This window comes from Paraburkholderia sp. FW306-02-B, from assembly GCF_058782725.1.
Genome location: NZ_JBYSXZ010000001.1, coordinates 4,372,866 through 4,390,581, shown reverse-complemented (window position 1 = coordinate 4,390,581; position 17,716 = coordinate 4,372,866). Strand labels below are relative to the sequence as shown.

18 protein-coding genes are annotated in these 17,716 nt (G+C 63.9%); 10 read left to right on the top strand and 8 right to left on the bottom strand.

Translation table 11 applies throughout. The features are described 5' to 3' along the window. Nucleotides 1–92: 92 nt before the first annotated feature. From AC3WOG_RS19760 to AC3WOG_RS19750, 3 genes are read left to right on the top strand one after another with little or no spacing between them, the layout of a single operon-like run. Nucleotides 93–1,085, top strand: a complete 993-nt coding sequence (locus tag AC3WOG_RS19760; RefSeq protein WP_492579844.1) for an ABC transporter ATP-binding protein — start codon at nt 93–95, stop codon at nt 1,083–1,085. Then, nucleotides 1,082–2,101, top strand: coding sequence for a peptide ABC transporter ATP-binding protein (locus tag AC3WOG_RS19755; protein WP_492579487.1), 1,020 nt, complete (start codon nt 1,082–1,084; stop codon nt 2,099–2,101). Before AC3WOG_RS19760 ends, AC3WOG_RS19755 begins: the two co-directional genes overlap by 4 nt. Then, nucleotides 2,094–3,242, top strand: a complete 1,149-nt coding sequence (locus tag AC3WOG_RS19750; RefSeq protein WP_492579486.1) for a TraB/GumN family protein — start codon at nt 2,094–2,096, stop codon at nt 3,240–3,242. The genes AC3WOG_RS19755 and AC3WOG_RS19750 overlap by 8 nt, the downstream gene beginning before the upstream one ends. A 77-nt stretch (nt 3,243–3,319) precedes the next feature. Here the strand turns inward: AC3WOG_RS19750 and AC3WOG_RS19745 are convergent, their stop codons facing one another. The 5 genes from AC3WOG_RS19745 to pxpB form a co-directional block, all read right to left on the bottom strand. Further along, nucleotides 3,320–4,276, bottom strand: coding sequence for a DUF979 domain-containing protein (locus tag AC3WOG_RS19745; RefSeq protein ID WP_492579485.1), 957 nt, complete (start codon nt 4,274–4,276; stop codon nt 3,320–3,322). Further along, nucleotides 4,273–5,022, bottom strand: a complete 750-nt coding sequence (locus AC3WOG_RS19740) for a DUF969 domain-containing protein (RefSeq protein ID WP_492579484.1) — start codon at nt 5,020–5,022, stop codon at nt 4,273–4,275. The genes AC3WOG_RS19745 and AC3WOG_RS19740 overlap by 4 nt, the downstream gene beginning before the upstream one ends. 271 nt (nt 5,023–5,293) lie before the next feature. Further along, the gene (pxpA, locus tag AC3WOG_RS19735; protein ID WP_492579483.1) at nt 5,294–6,046 is read right to left on the bottom strand and encodes a 5-oxoprolinase subunit PxpA; all 753 of its coding nucleotides are present in this window, start codon (nt 6,044–6,046) and stop codon (nt 5,294–5,296) included. Between the two features lie 19 nt (nt 6,047–6,065). Then, on the bottom strand, nt 6,066–7,118 hold the full coding sequence (locus tag AC3WOG_RS19730) for a 5-oxoprolinase subunit C family protein (protein WP_492579482.1): 1,053 nt from the start codon (nt 7,116–7,118) through the stop codon (nt 6,066–6,068). Then, a complete protein-coding gene (gene pxpB, locus AC3WOG_RS19725) occupies nt 7,115–7,768 on the bottom strand; it encodes a 5-oxoprolinase subunit PxpB (protein WP_492579481.1) in 654 nt (217 codons plus the stop codon). Before pxpB ends, AC3WOG_RS19730 begins: the two co-directional genes overlap by 4 nt. Nucleotides 7,769–7,973: 205 nt before the next feature. Here pxpB and AC3WOG_RS19720 point away from each other — a divergent pair, with 205 nt between their 5' ends. Continuing rightward, on the top strand, nt 7,974–8,486 hold the full coding sequence (locus AC3WOG_RS19720) for a winged helix DNA-binding protein (protein WP_007179899.1): 513 nt from the start codon (nt 7,974–7,976) through the stop codon (nt 8,484–8,486). A 59-nt stretch (nt 8,487–8,545) separates the two neighbouring features. On the opposite strand, the gene AC3WOG_RS19715 is transcribed toward AC3WOG_RS19720, so the two are convergent. Beyond that, nucleotides 8,546–9,088, bottom strand: coding sequence for a 5-formyltetrahydrofolate cyclo-ligase (locus AC3WOG_RS19715; protein WP_492579480.1), 543 nt, complete (start codon nt 9,086–9,088; stop codon nt 8,546–8,548). Nucleotides 9,089–9,165: 77 nt separating this feature from the next. Between AC3WOG_RS19715 and AC3WOG_RS19710 the strand changes: the two genes are divergently transcribed. The 4 genes from AC3WOG_RS19710 to AC3WOG_RS19695 all read left to right on the top strand — a co-directional run bounded on the left by AC3WOG_RS19710 (nt 9,166) and on the right by AC3WOG_RS19695 (nt 14,093). After that, nucleotides 9,166–11,133, top strand: coding sequence for a lytic transglycosylase domain-containing protein (locus AC3WOG_RS19710; protein ID WP_492579479.1), 1,968 nt, complete (start codon nt 9,166–9,168; stop codon nt 11,131–11,133). 80 nt (nt 11,134–11,213) lie between these two features. After that, nucleotides 11,214–12,167, top strand: a complete 954-nt coding sequence (locus tag AC3WOG_RS19705; RefSeq protein ID WP_492579478.1) for a complex I NDUFA9 subunit family protein — start codon at nt 11,214–11,216, stop codon at nt 12,165–12,167. 43 nt (nt 12,168–12,210) lie between these two features. Beyond that, nucleotides 12,211–12,864: a glutathione S-transferase family protein gene (locus AC3WOG_RS19700; protein WP_492579477.1), complete on the top strand. Its 654-nt coding sequence runs from the start codon at nt 12,211–12,213 to the stop codon at nt 12,862–12,864. Further along, on the top strand, nt 12,861–14,093 hold the full coding sequence (locus tag AC3WOG_RS19695) for a multifunctional CCA addition/repair protein (RefSeq protein WP_492579476.1): 1,233 nt from the start codon (nt 12,861–12,863) through the stop codon (nt 14,091–14,093). The genes AC3WOG_RS19700 and AC3WOG_RS19695 overlap by 4 nt, the downstream gene beginning before the upstream one ends. Before the next feature lie 896 nt (nt 14,094–14,989). Here AC3WOG_RS19695 and AC3WOG_RS19690 read toward each other — a convergent pair. Beyond that, nucleotides 14,990–15,184: a DUF2905 domain-containing protein gene (locus tag AC3WOG_RS19690; protein ID WP_492579475.1), complete on the bottom strand. Its 195-nt coding sequence runs from the start codon at nt 15,182–15,184 to the stop codon at nt 14,990–14,992. A gap of 22 nt (nt 15,185–15,206) precedes the next feature. Then, a complete protein-coding gene (locus AC3WOG_RS19685) occupies nt 15,207–16,397 on the bottom strand; it encodes a class I SAM-dependent methyltransferase (protein WP_492579474.1) in 1,191 nt (396 codons plus the stop codon). 13 nt (nt 16,398–16,410) lie between these two features. Here AC3WOG_RS19685 and AC3WOG_RS19680 point away from each other — a divergent pair, with 13 nt between their 5' ends. Together AC3WOG_RS19680 and AC3WOG_RS19675 are read left to right on the top strand one after the other, a co-directional pair. Continuing rightward, nucleotides 16,411–17,229: an SDR family oxidoreductase gene (locus tag AC3WOG_RS19680; protein WP_492579473.1), complete on the top strand. Its 819-nt coding sequence runs from the start codon at nt 16,411–16,413 to the stop codon at nt 17,227–17,229. An 88-nt stretch (nt 17,230–17,317) separates the two neighbouring features. Then, nucleotides 17,318–17,713 (top strand): dihydroneopterin aldolase, encoded by a 396-nt coding sequence (locus AC3WOG_RS19675; RefSeq protein WP_492579472.1) that lies wholly within the window; start codon nt 17,318–17,320, stop codon nt 17,711–17,713. The last annotated feature ends 3 nt before the right edge of the window (nt 17,714–17,716 follow it).

The window sequence follows — 17,716 nt, the reverse complement described above, 5'->3', positions numbered from 1 at the left end:
TGGAACAACCCCCACGCTCACTTCATTCGCTGCCCCCCGAGGGGGCGGGTCAGCACGCTTCGGGCGGCCGTGCGCGTACTGACAGCAATCTATTGACCATCCGCAATCTGGCGGTGAATTTCAACGGCCTGCCCGCGGTCGACCGGATCAACCTCGATGTCGCGCCGGGCGAAGTAGTCGGTGTGGTCGGCGAATCGGGCTCGGGCAAGAGCGTGACGATGATGGCGCTGATGGGCCTGATCGATGCGCCGGGCAAGGTCACTGCCGACGAAGTCACCTTCAACGGCAAGAACCTGCTGAAAGCATCGGCGAAGGAACGCCGCAAGATCATCGGCAAAGACATCGCGATGGTGTTCCAGGACGCGCTCACCAGTCTGAATCCGAGCTACACGGTCGGCTATCAGATCAAGGAAGTGCTGAAGCTGCACGAAGGGCTGCGCGGCAGCGAGCTGGACAGGCGCGCGATCGAATTGCTCGACCAGGTCGGCATTCCGGATGCGAAGAATCGCATCGGCTCGTTTCCGCATCAGATGTCGGGCGGGATGAACCAGCGCGTGATGATCGCCATGGCGATTGCCTGCAATCCGAAGCTGCTGATCGCCGACGAGCCGACCACCGCGCTCGACGTGACGATCCAGGCGCAGATCATGGAGCTGCTGATCAAGCTGCAGAAAGAGCGCGGCATGGCGCTCGTGCTGATCTCGCACGATCTTGCCGTGGTGTCGGAAGTCGCGCAGCGCGTCGCGGTCATGTACGCTGGCGAAGTGATCGAAACCAACCGCGTGCCCGATATCTTCGCCGCACCGCACCATCCGTACACGGAAGCGTTGCTGGCGGCGATTCCCGAGCACAATGTGGGCGCAGTGCGGCTCGCTGCGTTGCCGGGCATGGTGCCTGGGCGTGACGACCGGCCGAAAGGCTGCCTGTTCGCACCGCGCTGCAAGTATGTGGTCGACGACTGCATGAAGGCGCGGCCGGCACTGGCGCCGATGCAAGGTCACGCTGAAGTCGCGCGCGTGCGCTGCATCAAACCCCTGAACCTGAGCGGCGACGCCAACGTTCACACACATGGAGGCGCACGATGAACGCAGTACTCGAAACGCGGCGCCAGTCGGACCATGCGGGCGATCACGTGCTGGTCGCCGACAAGCTGGCGCGTTACTACACGGTGAAGCGCGGCATGTTCGCTCAGGGAACGGTGAAGGCGCTCAACGGCGTGTCGTTCGCGCTCGAACGCGGCAAGACGCTGGCGGTGGTCGGCGAATCCGGCTGCGGCAAATCGACGCTCGCACGTCAGCTGACGATGATCGAAGCGCCCACTGCGGGCCGCTTGCTGATCGACGGCGAAGATGTGGCCGGCGCCGATCACGCGAAGATCGCGGCGCTGCGCCGGCGCGTTCAGATGGTGTTCCAGAACCCGTTCGCGTCGCTCAATCCGCGCAAGACCGTCGAGCAGACGCTCGGCGAACCGCTTGCGATCAACACGCGGTTGAGCCCGATTGAACGCGCCGAACGGATCGCGCAGATGATGCGTACCGTCGGCCTGCGTCCGGAACATGCGAAGCGCTATCCGCATATGTTCTCCGGCGGCCAGCGGCAGCGGGTGGCGATTGCGCGCGCGATGATTCTCGATCCGCAGATTGTCGTCGCCGATGAGCCGGTGTCGGCGCTCGACGTGTCGATCCAGGCGCAGATTCTGAATCTGTTCATGGATCTGCAAGAGCAGTTCAAGACCAGCTACGTGTTCATCTCGCACAACCTGTCGGTGGTCGAGCATATCGCCGACGATGTGATGGTGATGTACTTCGGCGGCGTGGCGGAGCTCGGCGACAAGAAGCGGATTTTCTCGAAGCCGCGGCATCCGTACACGCGTGCGCTGATGTCGGCAACGCCGTCGATCTTCGAAGCGGATCGCAGCATCAAGATCAAGCTGCAAGGCGAGATGCCGTCGCCGCTGAATCCGCCGTCGGGTTGCACGTTCCATCAGCGCTGCCCGTATGCGATCGACCGGTGCCGCAGCGAAGAACCGAAGCTGCGCGAAGTAGATGGCCGTCAGGTGTCGTGTCACCGCGCCGAGGAGGTGGGGGACGTGGATGCCTGATGTGGCGGCGGCGCGTCGTATTACGCGCCGCTCGCGTGACGGCGGCTACGCCGCTTTCGCGGGGCGCTGGTGGGCGCGTGTACTGACGAGTGCCGCGCTCTTCGGCGTTTGTTCTGCTTTTCATCTGGCCGGTGGGCCGATCGTCGCGGCGTACGCCGCGGGGGCAGCCGCCAACTCGCCTGCTCAGGCGGGGCGGCCGGCATTGCCGGTGCCCAATCTGCCGGCACCGCCGCGTGCTACCTTGCCCGGCTTCAATCCGCCGCCCGCCGCGCCGGGCACCACGGCCAGCGGCCCGGTACGCATGCAACCGGCACGCATGCCGTTCTATGTCGCAACGCGCGGCACCACCACGATCTACGTGCTCGGCACGTTGCACGTAGGCGACCCCGCCGACTATCCTCCCGAGCAACCCTTCCGCCCGCCGATCCTCGGCGCACTCGCCGCCTCAGGGACGCTCGCGCTCGAACTATCACCCGACGAACTGCTGGTCTCGCAAGACGACGTGTCGAAATACGGCGTATGCCGGCGCGACTGCCTGCCCGGTCTGTTGCCCGATCCGCTGTGGCGCAAGCTTGCTTTTCGCTTGCGCGGCAATCCTGCCGCGCTGAATGAAATCAAGAAGATGCGGCCGTGGCTCGCGTCCTTGCTGGTCGAAACCTACGATTCGTTGAGTGCCGGCTTGCAGACCGAGTACGGCACGGAAGCGCAATTGCAGAACGTCTATATCAGGACGCGCGGCAAGATCGTAGGACTGGAGACCTTGTCACAGCAGATGCGCGCGTTCACGGGGCTGACGCTTGCGCAGCAGCGCGAAATGCTCGCGCAGGACCTGGTGCAGACGCCCGCGGAAAACGTCGACGACGTGCGGAGTTTGCATCGGCTGTGGAGAGTGGGCGATGCCGACGCGATCGCGGCGTGGCAGGCGGCGAAGTCGGAAAAGCTGGCGCGCGACAAGCGGATCTCCGATTCGATCGACAACAAGATCGTGTACGAGCGGAACCGGCGCTTCGTGTCGCGGATGCTGCTGATTGCCGCGCCGAACAAACCGGTGTTCGTGGCGATCGGCGCGTTGCATCTGGGTGGGCGAAAAGGCGTGCTGCAGCTTATGCGGCAGCACGGGTTTGTGGTCGAGGCGGGGTGAGGTTCGGCGGCGCGCTGCACGTCGAACGTCGCACGTGCAATGGCTGTTCCATGAGAACCCGCTGGAGAGCAACAGTCCTACATGAACATCAGGAAATTCAACAGGAAGATGTTCACGATCAGCAAGGTCAGCGCGGTCGGCACCTGCACCTTGATCACCGCATTCTTATCCGGCAACTCCAGCAGCGCAGCCGGCACCATGTTGAAGTTCGCGGCCATCGGCGTCATCAGCGTGCCGCAGTAGCCCGAGAACATGCCGATCGCGACCATCACCGCCGGATTGCCGTGAAACACGCCGACCAGAATCGGCACGCCGACGCCGCCGGTCATCACCGGGAACGCGGCGAAGCCGTTGCCCATCACCATCGTGAAAAGCGCCATGCCGATGCAGTACACGGCCACCGCGACAAACCGGTAGTCGAGGCTGATGTAGGCCGTGGTCACGTGAGCGACGGCTTTGCCGACGCCGGCGTCCGAGAACACGAGGCCGAGCATGCCGAGCATCTGCGGCAGCACCGCGGCCCACGACAACGCATCGACCAGCCGGCGCGCTTCCTTCATCGATTGGCCGACGGTGTCGCGCGTCAGCACACAGGCAATCGCGAGCGCGATCACGCAGCCGATCCCGAAGCCGATCAGCGTGACGTTGGCCTTTTCGATCAGCGGCATGCCCCCGAAGATCAGGTGGCTGGCCGACAGCGTGATGATCACGGTGATGACCGGAATCGTCAGCGCGGGCACGAACAGCTTGTTGCGCAGGCGCGCGGCGCTGGCCTTGCGCGCTTCGAGCGACAGCAGTATCGGCTTGGCCGCGCTCACGCCGCCGAAGCCGGCGATCAGCGCCATCGCGATCACCAGTACACCGACCACGGCGGGCGGCAGCTTGTCGCCGATCAGGAAGATCAGCGCGTAGAGAATCCAGAAGCCGCCGGCGGTGAAGCGGCGCGGGTGCGCCTTGTCCGTGACGATCATGCCGCCGATAACGAGCAGCACCACGCCCAGCAGCCAGAAGAGATAGGTAATCGTGAGCGTCATGCCTGGTCTCCTGCGGCGGGTTGCGTCGGCGTAACAGCAGCGGCGCTGGCGGGCGCATTGCCGCGTAACTCACGTTCGAGCTTGCGGTCGAGCAGATACAGGCGGAAGCCGTGAATGATGAACGCGCAGATCGCGGTCGGAATGCCCCAGACAGCCACGTGAATCGGCTCGACGACGATGCCCGCTTCTTTCAGGAAGGTCGTCATCAGCACGATCGCGCCGAAGGCGACGAAGATGTCCTCGCCGAAGAACAGGCCGACGTTGTCGGTCGCCGCGGAGAACGCGCGCAGCTTGAAACGCACCGCATCGCTGATTTTGCCGAAGCGGGTTTCGGTCGCGCCTTCGGCCATCGGCGCGATCAGCGGACGCACCATCTGCGGATGACCGCCGAGACCGGTCAGGCCGACGGCCGCGGTCAGTTCGCGCACCAGCAGATAGACGATCAGCAAACGTCCCGCGGTGGCGGCCTTGATGCCGCCGATCCACGCTTGCGCGCGCTCGCGCAGGCCATGCCGTTCGAGCAGACCGATCACGGCGAGCGGCAGCAGGATGATCAGCGGGATATTGCGCGTCTTGATGAAGCCGGTGCCGATTTCAGCGAGGATCTTTTCAGGCGGAAAGTGCGCGGCCAGACCCGTGACGATCGCGGCGACCGCCACGATCAACATTGGATTGAACCGTAATAAAAAGCCGACGATGATGACGGCCACGCCAATAAGCGGCCATAGACTGACTGTTGTCTGCATCTGGATCTCCAAACAGGGTTTCAACCTCGCCGCTTGTGGCGGCTAACGTGGGCCGGCGCCTGGGGGTCCACGCGCCGTTATGCTGCCGCGGCTCTTGATGGCCACGTTGCTTCGACTACACCTGCACCTGCATCTGCGCTTACACCTGCTGCTTTACCGCGGGTACTGCGATGTGAGTCCTGCACCTGGCGAACGCCCCGCATGGAGCGGGGCGTTCGGGGCTGCGCGAGGGTCGACTCGCGCTGTCTGTCTGGTTCGCCTTGGCCGACGCTCAGACGCGGGCGGCGCCGGCCGCGTGAACTTCAATGCCGGCGTCTTCCAGCGCGCGGCGGATGCGCCGCGCAAACGCCAGCGCGTGCGGACCGTCGCCGTGCAGGCAGATGGTTTGCGCGTTGAGCGGCACCCAGTGTCCGTCGACGGCCTGCACGCGGTGCTCGCGCACCATCGCGAGCGTACGGTTCAGCACCAGTTCTTCGTCGTCGAGCAGCGCGCCTGGCTCCTTGCGCGGCACCAGCGAGCCGTCGGCGCGATAGCCGCGGTCGGCGAATACTTCTTCGATTGCGGTCAGGCCCGCGTTGCGTGCCGCCGTCACGAGGCCGCTGTTGGCGAGCGCGAACACCGCCACCGACGGGTCGAAATCGTGGACCGCGGACACGATCGCGTCGGCGATCTTCGCGTCGCGCGCGGCCTGGTTGTAGAGCGCGCCATGCGGTTTGACGTGCGCGATGCGCCCGCCTTCGGCCTGCGCGATCGCCGACAGCGCGCCCAGCTGATACAGCACGCCCGCGTAAATGTCGTTGGCCGGCAGGTCCATTTCCTTGCGGCCGAAATTTTCCGGATCGTTAAAGCTTGGATGCGCGCCGATCGACACGCCTTTTTCCACCGCCCAGCGCACGCAGTCGCGCATGGCGTTGGCGCCGCCCGCGTGCCAGCCGCACGCGATGTTTGCCGAACTGACGAGGTCGAGCAGCGCCTCGTCGGAGCCGCAGCCTTCGCCGAGGTCGGCGTTCAAATCGATTTCCATGGTGTTCCCCTACTTCGTGTTACAGCGCTGCGATCGCCGGCCGGCGCGCGCAGCGTTCTTCGTGCATCGCGATCGCGGCGTCGATCTGCCGCAAATACGTGCGTTCTTCCAAGAGGGCCTGACGCGCCTCGTAAGGCGTTGTCGGGATGAAGCGGACCGCGGCGTTCAGGCGAACCTGGGCGAGCTTCCACAGATCGGCCTGAATCACCGCGCCGATCTTCGGATAACCGCCAGTGGTTTGCGCGTCGCTCATCAGCACGATCGGCTGGCCGTTGGGCGGGACCTGGATCGTGCCCGGCAACACCGCGTGCGACAGCAGATCGGTTTTGCTGGTGCGCTTCAGTTCAGTGCCCGCGAGGCGGTAGCCCATGCGGTTGCTGTTCGGCGTGACGAGCCATTCACCGGACCAGAAGCTTTCCTGCGCGTCGGGCGTAAAGCCGTCGTATTCCGGTCCTTGCAGCACGCGGATCGGCACGGCCCACGGCACGCCTGACGGATGCCGCCCGCGCCGCAGCGGCTCATGGATCAGCACGAACTTGCACCAGGCGGGCGCCTTCACGCCGAACTCCGGCGCCTCGGGGCTGAAGCCGACATGGCCGCGCTGCGGCGGCGCGCCGACCGGCAGACGGTCGCCGTCACGCAGCGCCCGGCCGCCGAGTCCGCCGAAATGGCCGGCGAGATCGGTGCTGCGCGAGCCGAGCATCGGCAATACATCGATGCCGCCGGCAATGCAGACGTAGCCGCGCATGCCGCGCCTGGCCGCTTGCAGCACCAGCTCCTGGCCTGCTTGCACCGGCAGGCTCCACCAGGAGTAAACCGGCTTGCCGTCGAGCGTCGCGCCGAATTCCGCGCCGGTGATCGCCACGCGTGCGGCGCGCAGAAAGCGCAGCACGGTGGGACCAAAGGTGATTTCCAGACCGGCGGCATCGGGCCGGTTGCCGACCAGCCGGTTGCCGACTTCGAGCGACAGGCGGTCGAGCGCACCGCCCATCGCGACGCCGAGATGCCGGTGGCCGTGACGGCCGAGATCCTGAATCGTGGTCAGGAGGCCCGCGCGAATCACATCGATCATGCGTGTATCCCCGCGATGGTGAAGCGCACCCGGTCGCCCGGTTGCAACAGCGTGGGCGGGCGGCGCGCCGGATCGAACAGCGGCAATTCGGTGCGTCCGATCAACTGCCAGCCGCCGGGCGAAGTGGCCGGATAAATGCCGGTCTGCTCGCCGCCGATGCCGACCGAACCCGCCGGCACTTCGAGCCGCGGCGACGAGCGGCGCGGCGTGTGCAGCGCGCCGTCGAGTCCGCCCATATAGGCGAAGCCCGGTTGGAAGCCGAGGAAGAACACGACGTATTCGCCTTCCGAATGACGCCGCACGACTTCCCGCACCGTCAAGCCGGTGTGATTGGCGACCACTTGCAGATCGGGGCCGAATTCACCGCCGTACTGCACCGGGATCTCGACTTCGCTGCCCAGTGCGGGCGTGTCGCCCCCTGCCTCCCAGGCGGCTCGCAACTGGCCGGCGAGCGTCTCGGGGTCGGCTTCGAGCGGATCGAAGACGAGCGTCAGGTTGTTCATACCCGGCACGACCTCCAGCACATGCGGCCAGTCGCGCGCAGCCTCGGCGGCCGCCCACACGCGCCGCTGGCATTCCAGCGTCGCAGGCGGCGGCGCCTCGCAGACGAGCGCGGCATCGCCGAGCAGAAAGATTCTTGGTTGGCTCATCGCTTGCTGGCCCAGGTCGAGTCGGAGAATTCGGGCACGTCGCCCCTATGGATGGTTATCGGCATCGGGTGCACGACATTTGAAGCGTACATTATCAATAAAATATCAACAAATTCTCAATAAGCGTTTTCGCCAGGCTCCCGGGAATCGGCGGCGCGTCGTACACTCCCGACACCTTCCCATCCTGTTTTCGAGAATCTTCACCATGTCGCGCCACCCCACCAAGATCGTCTCCTCGGAACATCTCGTGTCCGAGACGAGCGCGGAACTGTCCGAGCTGGAGTACGCGCTCATCATGGCGGGCAATGCATTCAACCGCTGGATGGTGCGCTGCATGTCGGCCGCCGGTGATAAGGACATGACCGCCATCGAAGTTTCGCTGCTGCACCACGTCAGTCATCGCGAGCGCCGCAAGAAACTGGCGGACATCTGCTTCGTGCTGAACATCGAGGACACCCACGTCGCCACCTACGCGTTGAAGAAGCTCGTAGCTAGAGGGTATGTAAAAAGCGAAAAGACCGGCAAGGAAGTGTTCTTCTCAGCGACCGAGGCGGGCCGTGAGCTCTGTCTGAAGTATCGTGAAGTGCGCGAAAGCTGCCTGATCTCGACGCTGAAGGAAAGCGGCTTGACCAATGAGCAGATCGGCGAGGCTGCGCAGTTGATGCGCAACGCCTCCGGACTGTACGACACGGCCGCGCGGGCGGCGGCGTCGTTATAACGGGTTTTCGTTGCTGCGTCCGGGCGCGGGTGCGGTGCGCCCGGCGAACGCTTAACCGTTTAATTCGCCGCGCGCGGATAGAGGCCCGCTTCGGTCACGATCATATCGAGCGGGATGTCATGGGCTTCGCGTTGCAGCGCTTCGGTGCGGCACGCTTCATAGGCGATGCCGACCGTGACCGGCTTCGTCGGACCCGGCCACGCGGCCAGCGTGCGGTCGTAATAGCCGCCGCCGTAACCCAACCGGTAACCGGCTTCGTCAAAGCCGACGCAAGGAACGAACAGCAGATCGGGAATCACGACACGCCCCGAAGCCGGCTCAGCGATCTTGTGATGGCCGATCTTCATCGGCGTATCAGGCGTCCATGCGTGGAATTCGAGCGGCGCGCCGCGGTCTTTGACGACCGGCAAACTCGCTTCGCGTGGTGCGCCCGCCGCGAGCCAGACCGCGATCGCGGCGCGTGCGTCGAATTCGCCCGCCAGCGGCCAGTAAAACCCCACGCCGTTCACGTTGTAGCGTTTGAGCGCATCGAGTATGCGGCGGCTCAGCGCGACATTGCGCGCGGGCTCGGAAGCCGCTTGCAGCCTTGCTTCCAATAGCATTCGACGCAGCGCCTTTTTCGATTCCGCGACAGGGTTGCATGCTATGCTTGGGTTCAATTCGCGCTCCAGAAACAACGATGTCAAAACGCCTTTACCGAGTATATCGCGCGGCCGGTCTTGCGCTTGCCGCCGCGGCGCTCGTCGCGTGCAGCACGGCTTCCGCCGTCAAGCCCGTTTCCCTTTCGCCACTCACGAACGACGACCAGATCTTCGTCCAGCTTCGCGAGGCCGCCCGCAATAACGATGCGGCGCGCGCAGCGCAGTTGGCGAGCATGATCCCGAGCTATCCGGCGCCGTCTTATCTGGAGTATTTCCAGATCAAGCCGCAGCTGTTCGATTCCACCGGCCATGCGCGAGTCGACGCGCCCGATGCGCCGGTGCTGGCGTTCCTGCAGAAGTACGACGGCCAGGCCATTGCCGATCGCCTGCGCAACGACTACCTCACCGTGCTCGGTACGCGTCACGACTGGCGCAACTTCGATCAGCAATATGCGCGCTTCGTGCTGAACGACGATACACAAGTGAAGTGCTACGCGCTCGAATCGCGCGCCTCGCGTGGCGAGAATGTCGCCGAGGCGGCGCGTGCGCTGCTGGTCGATCCGAAAGTGTATGGCGACGGCTGCGTCGATCTGATCACGGCGCTGGCAGCCAACCAGCAATTCAGCGCCGACGAGGTGTGGCAGCAGATCCGTCTCGCGTACGAGCAGAACTACACGGATACCGGCAGCAAGCTCGTCGACGCGCTCGGCAACCAGGCGCCCGATCCGGTGTTGTTCGGTCAGGCCACGAGCACGCCGCCGTTGCTGCTGGCGCGCGGCGTCGGTCCCGATTCGCAGTCGCATCAACTCGCGTTGCTGGCGATTACGCGGATGGCACGCAACGACCCCGCCATGGCGGCGGCCACGTTCGCGTCGGTGGCGCCGTCGCTGAGCTCGCCCGAGCGTGCGATCGGCTGGGGCACGATTGCCTATCAGGCCGCCGCCAGGCAGATGCCGGGCGCGGTCGACTGGTATCGGCTGTCGGCGAATGCGCCGCTGTCGAATCCCGCGTACGAATGGCGCACCCGTACCGCGCTGCTCGCGGTCGACTGGACGATGGTGCGCTGGTCGACGGAACAGATGCCGGCGCCGCTGCGCAATCAGCCGTCGTGGGTGTATTGGCATGCGCGGGCGCTGAAGCAGGGCGGCGACACGACGCAGGCCAACCAGGAATTCGAATCGATTTCTCAGGGCTTCAACTTCTACGGCCAGCTTGCCGCGGAAGAACTGGGCCAGAAGATCACGGTGCCGCCGAAAACCAGCGTGACCGATGCCGAAGTCCAGCAGGCGGGCACTACGTCGGGTTTCGATCTGGCGCAGCGTTTCTATGGGCTGAATCTGCGGCTCGAAGGCAATCGTGAATGGAACTGGCCGCTGCGCAATATGAGCGACCGGCAACTGCTCGCCGTCGCCGAATACGCGCGCCGGATCCAGCTGTATGACCGCACCGTCAACACGGCGGACCGCACGAAGAGCGAACACGATTTCTCGCTGCGCTATCTGTCGCCGTTCCGCGATATCGTCGAGCGCGATTCGCAGTCGAATGGGCTCGATGTCGAATGGGCGTATGGGCTGATTCGCCAGGAATCGCGCTTCATCATGAACGCGCGCTCGGAAGTCGGCGCGAGCGGCTTGATGCAGTTGATGCCGGGCACCGCGCAACTGGTCGCGAAGAAGATCGGCCTCGGTCCGATTTCGCGCGAGCAGATGAACGATATCAACACCAACATCCTGCTCGGCACCAACTATTTATCGATGATCTACAATCAGTTCGACGGATCCGCCGTGCTGGCAACCGCCGGTTACAACGCCGGGCCGGGCCGTCCGCGCAACTGGCGGGAGTCGTTGCAGCGTCCGGTGGAAGGCGCTATTTTCGCCGAGACGATTCCGTTCCAGGAAACTCGCGACTACGTTAAGAATGTGTTGTCCAACACGGTCTACTACGCGGCATTGTTCGAAGGCCGTCCGCAATCGCTGAAGGCGCGTCTGGGTTATATCGCACCGTAAGCGCCGTGCCGCCGCCGCATCCTTCGATGCGGTGGCGCGCCACGCCAGCCGTTGCCGCGGCTTCCACCAGGGAGTCGAAAATGCGACATCAAGCCATTGCGATCATCGGCGGCTCCGGTTTTATCGGCAGCCATCTCGTCAACGCCCTCGTCGAAATGGGCAAAGACGTGCGCATTGCCACCCGTCGGCGCTACAACGCCCGCCATCTCACACTGTTGCCCATTGATGTGATCGAAGCCGACGTGTTCGATCCGGTGCAACTCGCGCGTTTTGTCGAGAACGCCGATGCCGTGATCAACCTGGTCGGCACGTTGCATGGCAAACGCGGCAAGCCGTACGGCCCTGAGTTTGCAAGGGCGCACGTCGAACTGCCGACCAAAATCGTCGCGGCCTGTGAAGGCAAGGGCGTACATCGGCTGATTCATCTCAGCGCGCTCGGCGCCGATATGAACGGGCCGAGCATGTACTCGCGCTCGAAGGGCGACGGCGAAAAGGCCGTGCATGCAGCCAACGTGGCGTGGACGATCTTCCGGCCATCCGTGGTGTTCGGCCCGGAAGACGAATTCCTCAACAAGTTCGCATTCCTGCAGCGCGTCTTTCCGATCATTCCGCTTGCGATGCCCGATGCGAAGTTCCAGCCGGTGTACGTCGGCGACGTTGCCAAAGCGATCGTCAACGTGCTCGATCTCGATGCAGCCGGTGGCCATACCTACGAACTGGGCGGCCCCACCGTCTATGCGCTCGAAGACCTTGTCAAGTATTGCGGCGACGCGATCGGCCGTCATGCGCGAATCATCCGTCTGCCGGACGCGCTCGCGCGCTTGCAGGCGCTGACGTTTGAAATGGCGCCCGGCGAACCGGTCATCTCGCGCGACAATCTCGATTCGATGAAAGTCGACAATGTGATGAGTGGGCCGATTGCGCCTGAACTGGGCATCGAGCCGGCCAGCATCGAGACGATCGCGCCGGGGTATTTGACTGGCGCGTCGAGGCGCTCGCGCTTCAACACGTTTCGCGCGAACGCGGGACGCTGAACCTTTTTTCCCTTTCCATTTTCCCTTTCCATTGATACGAAGCATGAAACTGATTATCGGTGACAAGAACTATTCGTCATGGTCGATGCGTCCGTGGCTGCTGCTGAAGCATTTCGGCATTCCCTTTGAAGAAGTGTTGGTCCACTTGGGCGAGCCCGGTACGAAGGCCGCCATTCTGGCTCACGCGCCGACCGGTGCGGGCAAGGTGCCGTGTCTGGTCGATGGTGACGGGCTGTCCATCTGGGACTCGCTCGCGATCGCCGAGGCGCTGGCTGAGCGCTTCCCCCAACACACACTATGGCCTCGCGATGCGACGGCACGTGCACGCGCACGCAGCATCAGCGCTGAGATGCATTCGGGCTTCGGCGAATTGCGCTCGAACATGTGGATGAACATTCGCGCGTCATTTCCGGGCAAGAATGCGACGCCGGGCGCTCTGGCCGACATCGCCCGCGTCGACGCGCTCTGGCGCGAGTGCCTCGACGCACACGGCGGCCCGTTCCTGTTCGGCGAATTCACCATTGCGGACGCGATGTACGCACCGGTCGTGATGCGCTTTAACACGTGGCAACCGGCGCTATCGGAAGCCGCCGCGGCTTATGTCCGTCGCATGACGGCGTTGCCGGCGGTGAAGGCATGGATCGACGACGCGCTACGCGAAACGCACGCTATTCCCTATCAAGACGTATGCCCATGAAAATCTACGCGGTAGGCGGGGCGATTCGCGACGAGTTGGTGGGCGTGCCGGTGCAGGACCGCGATTACGTGGTAGTCGGTGCGACGCCCGAGCAGATGGTTGCGCAGGGCTACCGGCCGGTCGGCAAGGACTTCCCGGTGTTTCTGCATCCACAGACGCACGAGGAATATGCGCTCGCGCGCACCGAGCGCAAGACGGCGGCGGGCTATCACGGCTTCCAGTTCTTCTACGCGCCCGACGTCACGCTTGAAGAAGACCTTGCACGCCGCGACTTGACGATCAACGCGATGGCGCGCGAGGTGCGGCCGGACGGCGAGTTGACCGGACCGGTGATCGACCCGTTCAACGGCCAGGCCGATTTGCGGGCACGGCTGTTCCGTCATGTCAGTGATGCGTTTCTTGAAGATCCCGTGCGGATTTTGCGGATTGCGCGGTTCGCGGCGCGGTTTGTCGATTTCACTGCGGCGCCCGAGACGATGGCGCTGATGCGCAAGATGGTCGCCGATGGCGAAGTGGATGCGCTGGTGGCCGAGCGCGTGTGGCAGGAAGTGTCGCGCGGCTTAATGGAGAAGAAGCCTTCGCGGATGTTCGAAGTGCTGCGCGAGTGCGGTGCGTTGGCGCGGATTCTGCCGGAGATCGATGCGTTGTTCGGCGTGCCGCAGCGGGCTGATTATCACCCTGAGATTGATACGGGTGTGCATGTGATGATGGTGGTCGATCATGCTGCGCAGCAGGGGTATGCATTGGCGGTTCGGTTTGCTGCTCTTACGCATGATCTCGGTAAGGCGACGACGCCGGAGGATGTGTTGCCGCGGCATATCGGGCATGAGGGGCGCAGTGTGGATTTACTGAAGCCTTTATGCGAGCGGCTGCGGGTGCCCAATGAGTGTCGCGATCTGGCGCTGCTGGTCGCGCGGGAGCATGGGAATATCCATCGCGTGATGGAGATGGGCGCTGGCGCGCTGGTGAGGTTGCTCGAGCGCAGTGATGCTATTCGGAAACCTGCGAGGTTCGCGGAAGCCTTGCAGGCTTGTGAGGCTGATGGCCGTGGCAGGCTTGGATTTGAGATGCGGGAGTATCCGCAGGCTGAGCGCTTGCGAATTGCTCTTTTGGCTGCGCGTGCTGTTGATGCTGGGGCCGTGGCTGAGCGGCTCGTCGACTCGCCTGGTGGGATTAAGGATGCTGTGCATCAGGAGAGAGTTCGGGCTGTTGAAATGGCGATTGCTTAAGCTGTTTTTCTTGCGTGGCGCTTAGTTGGGTTGTGTGCCTACGGCGTTGGTGTTACTTGCTTTGTTTGCCTGCGCGGCGCTTTCTTCTGTGTGCCTATGGCGTTGCCTTTCCTTGCTTTCTTAGTGGTCTATTAGCGTCGCCCCTGTGCGGGGCAGGCACTTACTTTCTTTGCCGCCGCAAAGAAAGTAAGCAAAGAAAGCGGCTTCACACCGCTAACTTTGAAGCGGGTCCCCTGGCTTGGAGGAGGTAGTGGCGCATCTGGAATTGGTGTTCTCGCACACTCCCGCGCTGGTGACAAGGCCGTCATACTTCCGGCGGCGCTGCGCGCGCCGTGGCGGTACTTCATCAAACCGCCTGGCGGTTTGGGCGCCTGCGCCTGGTTCGGCGCGGTGGCTCGCCCTCGCGTCCCCAATGCCTCGCGAAGGCAATAGCGTCTCACTCGGAGTGGTGGCCCGCACTCGCACACCGAGGCGCTTCGCCGAGGCGAAGCCGATGGCTCTCACCAAACCAAACCAAAACCACTGGTTTCCCATGCGGACCGTTCCGGCGAGGACGTAGTGCGAGGCGGGAAGGATGGTGCCGGAAGCGCATACGCCCCATCGGTTTTGAGAAGTACCGCTACGGCGCGCGCAGCGCCGCCGGAAGAATGACGGCCTTGTCACCCGCGCTGAGTGCGCGGGAACACCGATTCCAGATGCTCCACTACCTCCTCCAAGCCGGGGGACCCGCTTAAGAATTAGCGGTGTGAAGCCGCTTTCTTTGCTTACTTTCTTTGCGGCGGCAAAGAAAGTAAGTGCCTGCCCCGCACAGGGGCGACGCTAATGGACCACTAAGAAAGCAAGGAAAGGCAACGCCATAGGCACACAACCAATGCCGCCGCCAAAGGCAAAAAACCCTACAAAACCCTGGCAAGAAGCGACAACACCATCGACAAAACAAGCGTAGACATAAAAGGAAAAGGATACTCGCGCCCGAAGAAGCGCAAAGTCACATCACCGGGCATCCGTCCAATTCCGATCTTCCTGAGCCACGGCCAGCAGGCCGACAACACCGCCACGGCAACAAACGTAGTCAACAGCCAGCGGATCATCGCGAATCCTTAAGGCAAAAAATCAAAGCGTATGTGACCGGTCGCCACTCGAAAAAGCCATCAGCGTGTCATCCAGCCCACGCGAAAACGCGATCACCTTGAACAGCTCCCCCATCTCCGCCTCGGACAACAACTTCTGCACCGCATTCGCCGCAGGCAAAAACCGCGTCGCATCTGAAGGATCGATCTCCGACAACGCCTCGGTAATCCCGGCATTCAACAAAAACCGCGCTTGCGATGTAAACCCCAACAAATCCGCCCCAGCGTCAACCCCAGCTTCGGCGATGCCGGTAAACTCCACGTGCGCGGTAATGTCCTGCAAGCCTGGATACACAAACGGATCACCATGCGCCCGGTGCCGGTAATGGCACATCAACGTGCCCTGCGCACGCTGCGCATGGTAGTACTCGTGACGCGGAAATCCATAATCGATGAAAAAGGCCGCGCCGCGCGTCAGCATCGTGCAAATGGTGCGCGTGAAAGCCGACGCCGCTTCGTGCGTCTCGGTCACGTAACCGTCGCCGGCAGTTTCGATCCCGGCGAGAAACGCAACGTCCGCAGCCGCGGAAACAGGACGGTCTTCGAAGGCAAAAGCCTCATCGCGCCAAACCACGCCGCGCTCGTACCGGGCGCCGCCGGCAAAAGCAAACAGCCGTACCGGCATCGCGTCCAGCACCTCGTTGCCGATCACCACGCCCTCGAACCGCTCAGGCAACGCGTCGAGCCAGCGCACCTTCGCGGCCAGCGCCGGCGCGGCGGCTTCGATCGTTTCGCGTTGGCGCTCACGCAATTCGCCCGACAAGTCCACGATCGAGTAGCTATCGAGCGCTACGTCCAGTGCATCGAGCGCGTTCAGCAACCCGGCGGCCAGTTTGCCCGTGCCGGCGCCGAATTCCATCACGTCGCGCGTGCCGCTCGCCTGCAAGGCTTCGGCGAGCGGGCGCGCCAATGTCGTTGCAAACAGCGGCGACAGCTCCGGCGCGGTGACGAAGTCGCTGCCATCGTCGGCGCGGCGGCCGAATTTGCGGGCGCCGCCGCTGTAATAACCGAGCCCCGGCGCGTACAGCGCGCGCTCCATGTAGCGGTCGAACGGCAGCCAGCCGCCGGCGGCTTCGAGCTCCGTCCGGATCTGCGCGACCAGCGCTTCGGACTGCGCAAGCGCGCTCGGGCCGGGAGCAGGTAAACTATCGGGTTGGTGAGCTTTCGGATTCATCCCCGCATTGTAAATGACCGCCTCTTTCGACACCGCCGCCGCCCGCGCGCCTGAAACGCCGCGCGTCGTGCTGATTACCGGCGCCGCCCGGCGCATCGGCCGGGCGCTCGCGCTCGGCTTTGCCGCGCGCGGCTGGGACGTGGCGGTCCACTACGGCGCGTCGCAAACGGATGCCGATGATCTGGTCGCGGAAATCGTCGCCCTGGGCCGGCGGGCGGTCGCCTTGCACGCGGAACTGGCCGACGAGGCTCAGGTCGAGCGGCTGCTGCCGGACTGTATCGCCGCGCTGGGCCGCCCGACGTGTATTGTCAACAATGCGTCGCGCTTCGAAGAAGACACGGCGCAGGACGTCGGCTACGAGCGTCTCCTGAAGCTGACGGCGATCAATCTCGGCGCGCCGCTCGTGCTGGCGCGTATGCTGTTCGAGGCGACGCCCGAGGCGGCGCGCGCCGACGAAAGCCTGCGCGGCGTCGTGATCAATGTGCTGGACCAGAAGCTGTACAACATGAACCCGGATTACCTGTCGTACACGCTGTCGAAGGCGGCGTTGCAGGCGGCGACGGTTGCGCTCGCGCAGGCGTTGGCGCCGAAAGTGCGCGTGGTCGGGCTCGCGCCCGGTCTGACAATGCAATCCGGCGATCAGACACCGGCCGGTTTTGCGGAAGCTCACCGTACAACGCCTTTGGGCCGCGCGTCGCGGCCGGAGGATATTGTCGCCGCCGCGCTGTATCTCGCCGATGCCGCGGGCGTCACCGGAGCGACGCTGGTGGTCGACGGCGGGCAGCACCTCGTGCCGCTGCCGCGCGACGTAATGTTTTTGACGGGCGCCTGAAGCGCGCGCTGCCTGCCGACAATGGCGGCTGCCGCGCTGTGAAGCGTCCCCTTGCGTGCCCCGCACGCTTTTTTCGACTGGAACGAACATGTTTGCCGCTCTTTCGCATCCCCGGCTCGCCGATTGCCGCCGGCTCTTTCTGCGCAATTACGAAGTGCACATCAACATCGGCGTGCACGACTTCGAAAAGCGCGGCGAACAGCGCGTCGTGATCAACGTCGAACTGTTCGTGCCGCTCGCGCTGTCCACGCCGCTCGAGGACAAGCTGCACGAAGTCGTCGACTACGACTTCATGCGTTCGACCATCGCGCGCCGCGTCGAGCAAGGGCATATCCACTTGCAGGAAACGCTCTGCGACGACCTCGTCAAGACGATGCTCGAACATCCGCAAGTGCGGGCGGCGCGTGTATCGACCGAAAAACCGGACGTTTATCCTGACTGCGACGCGGTGGGCGTCGAAGTCTTCCGCATCAAAGAGGATTGAGCC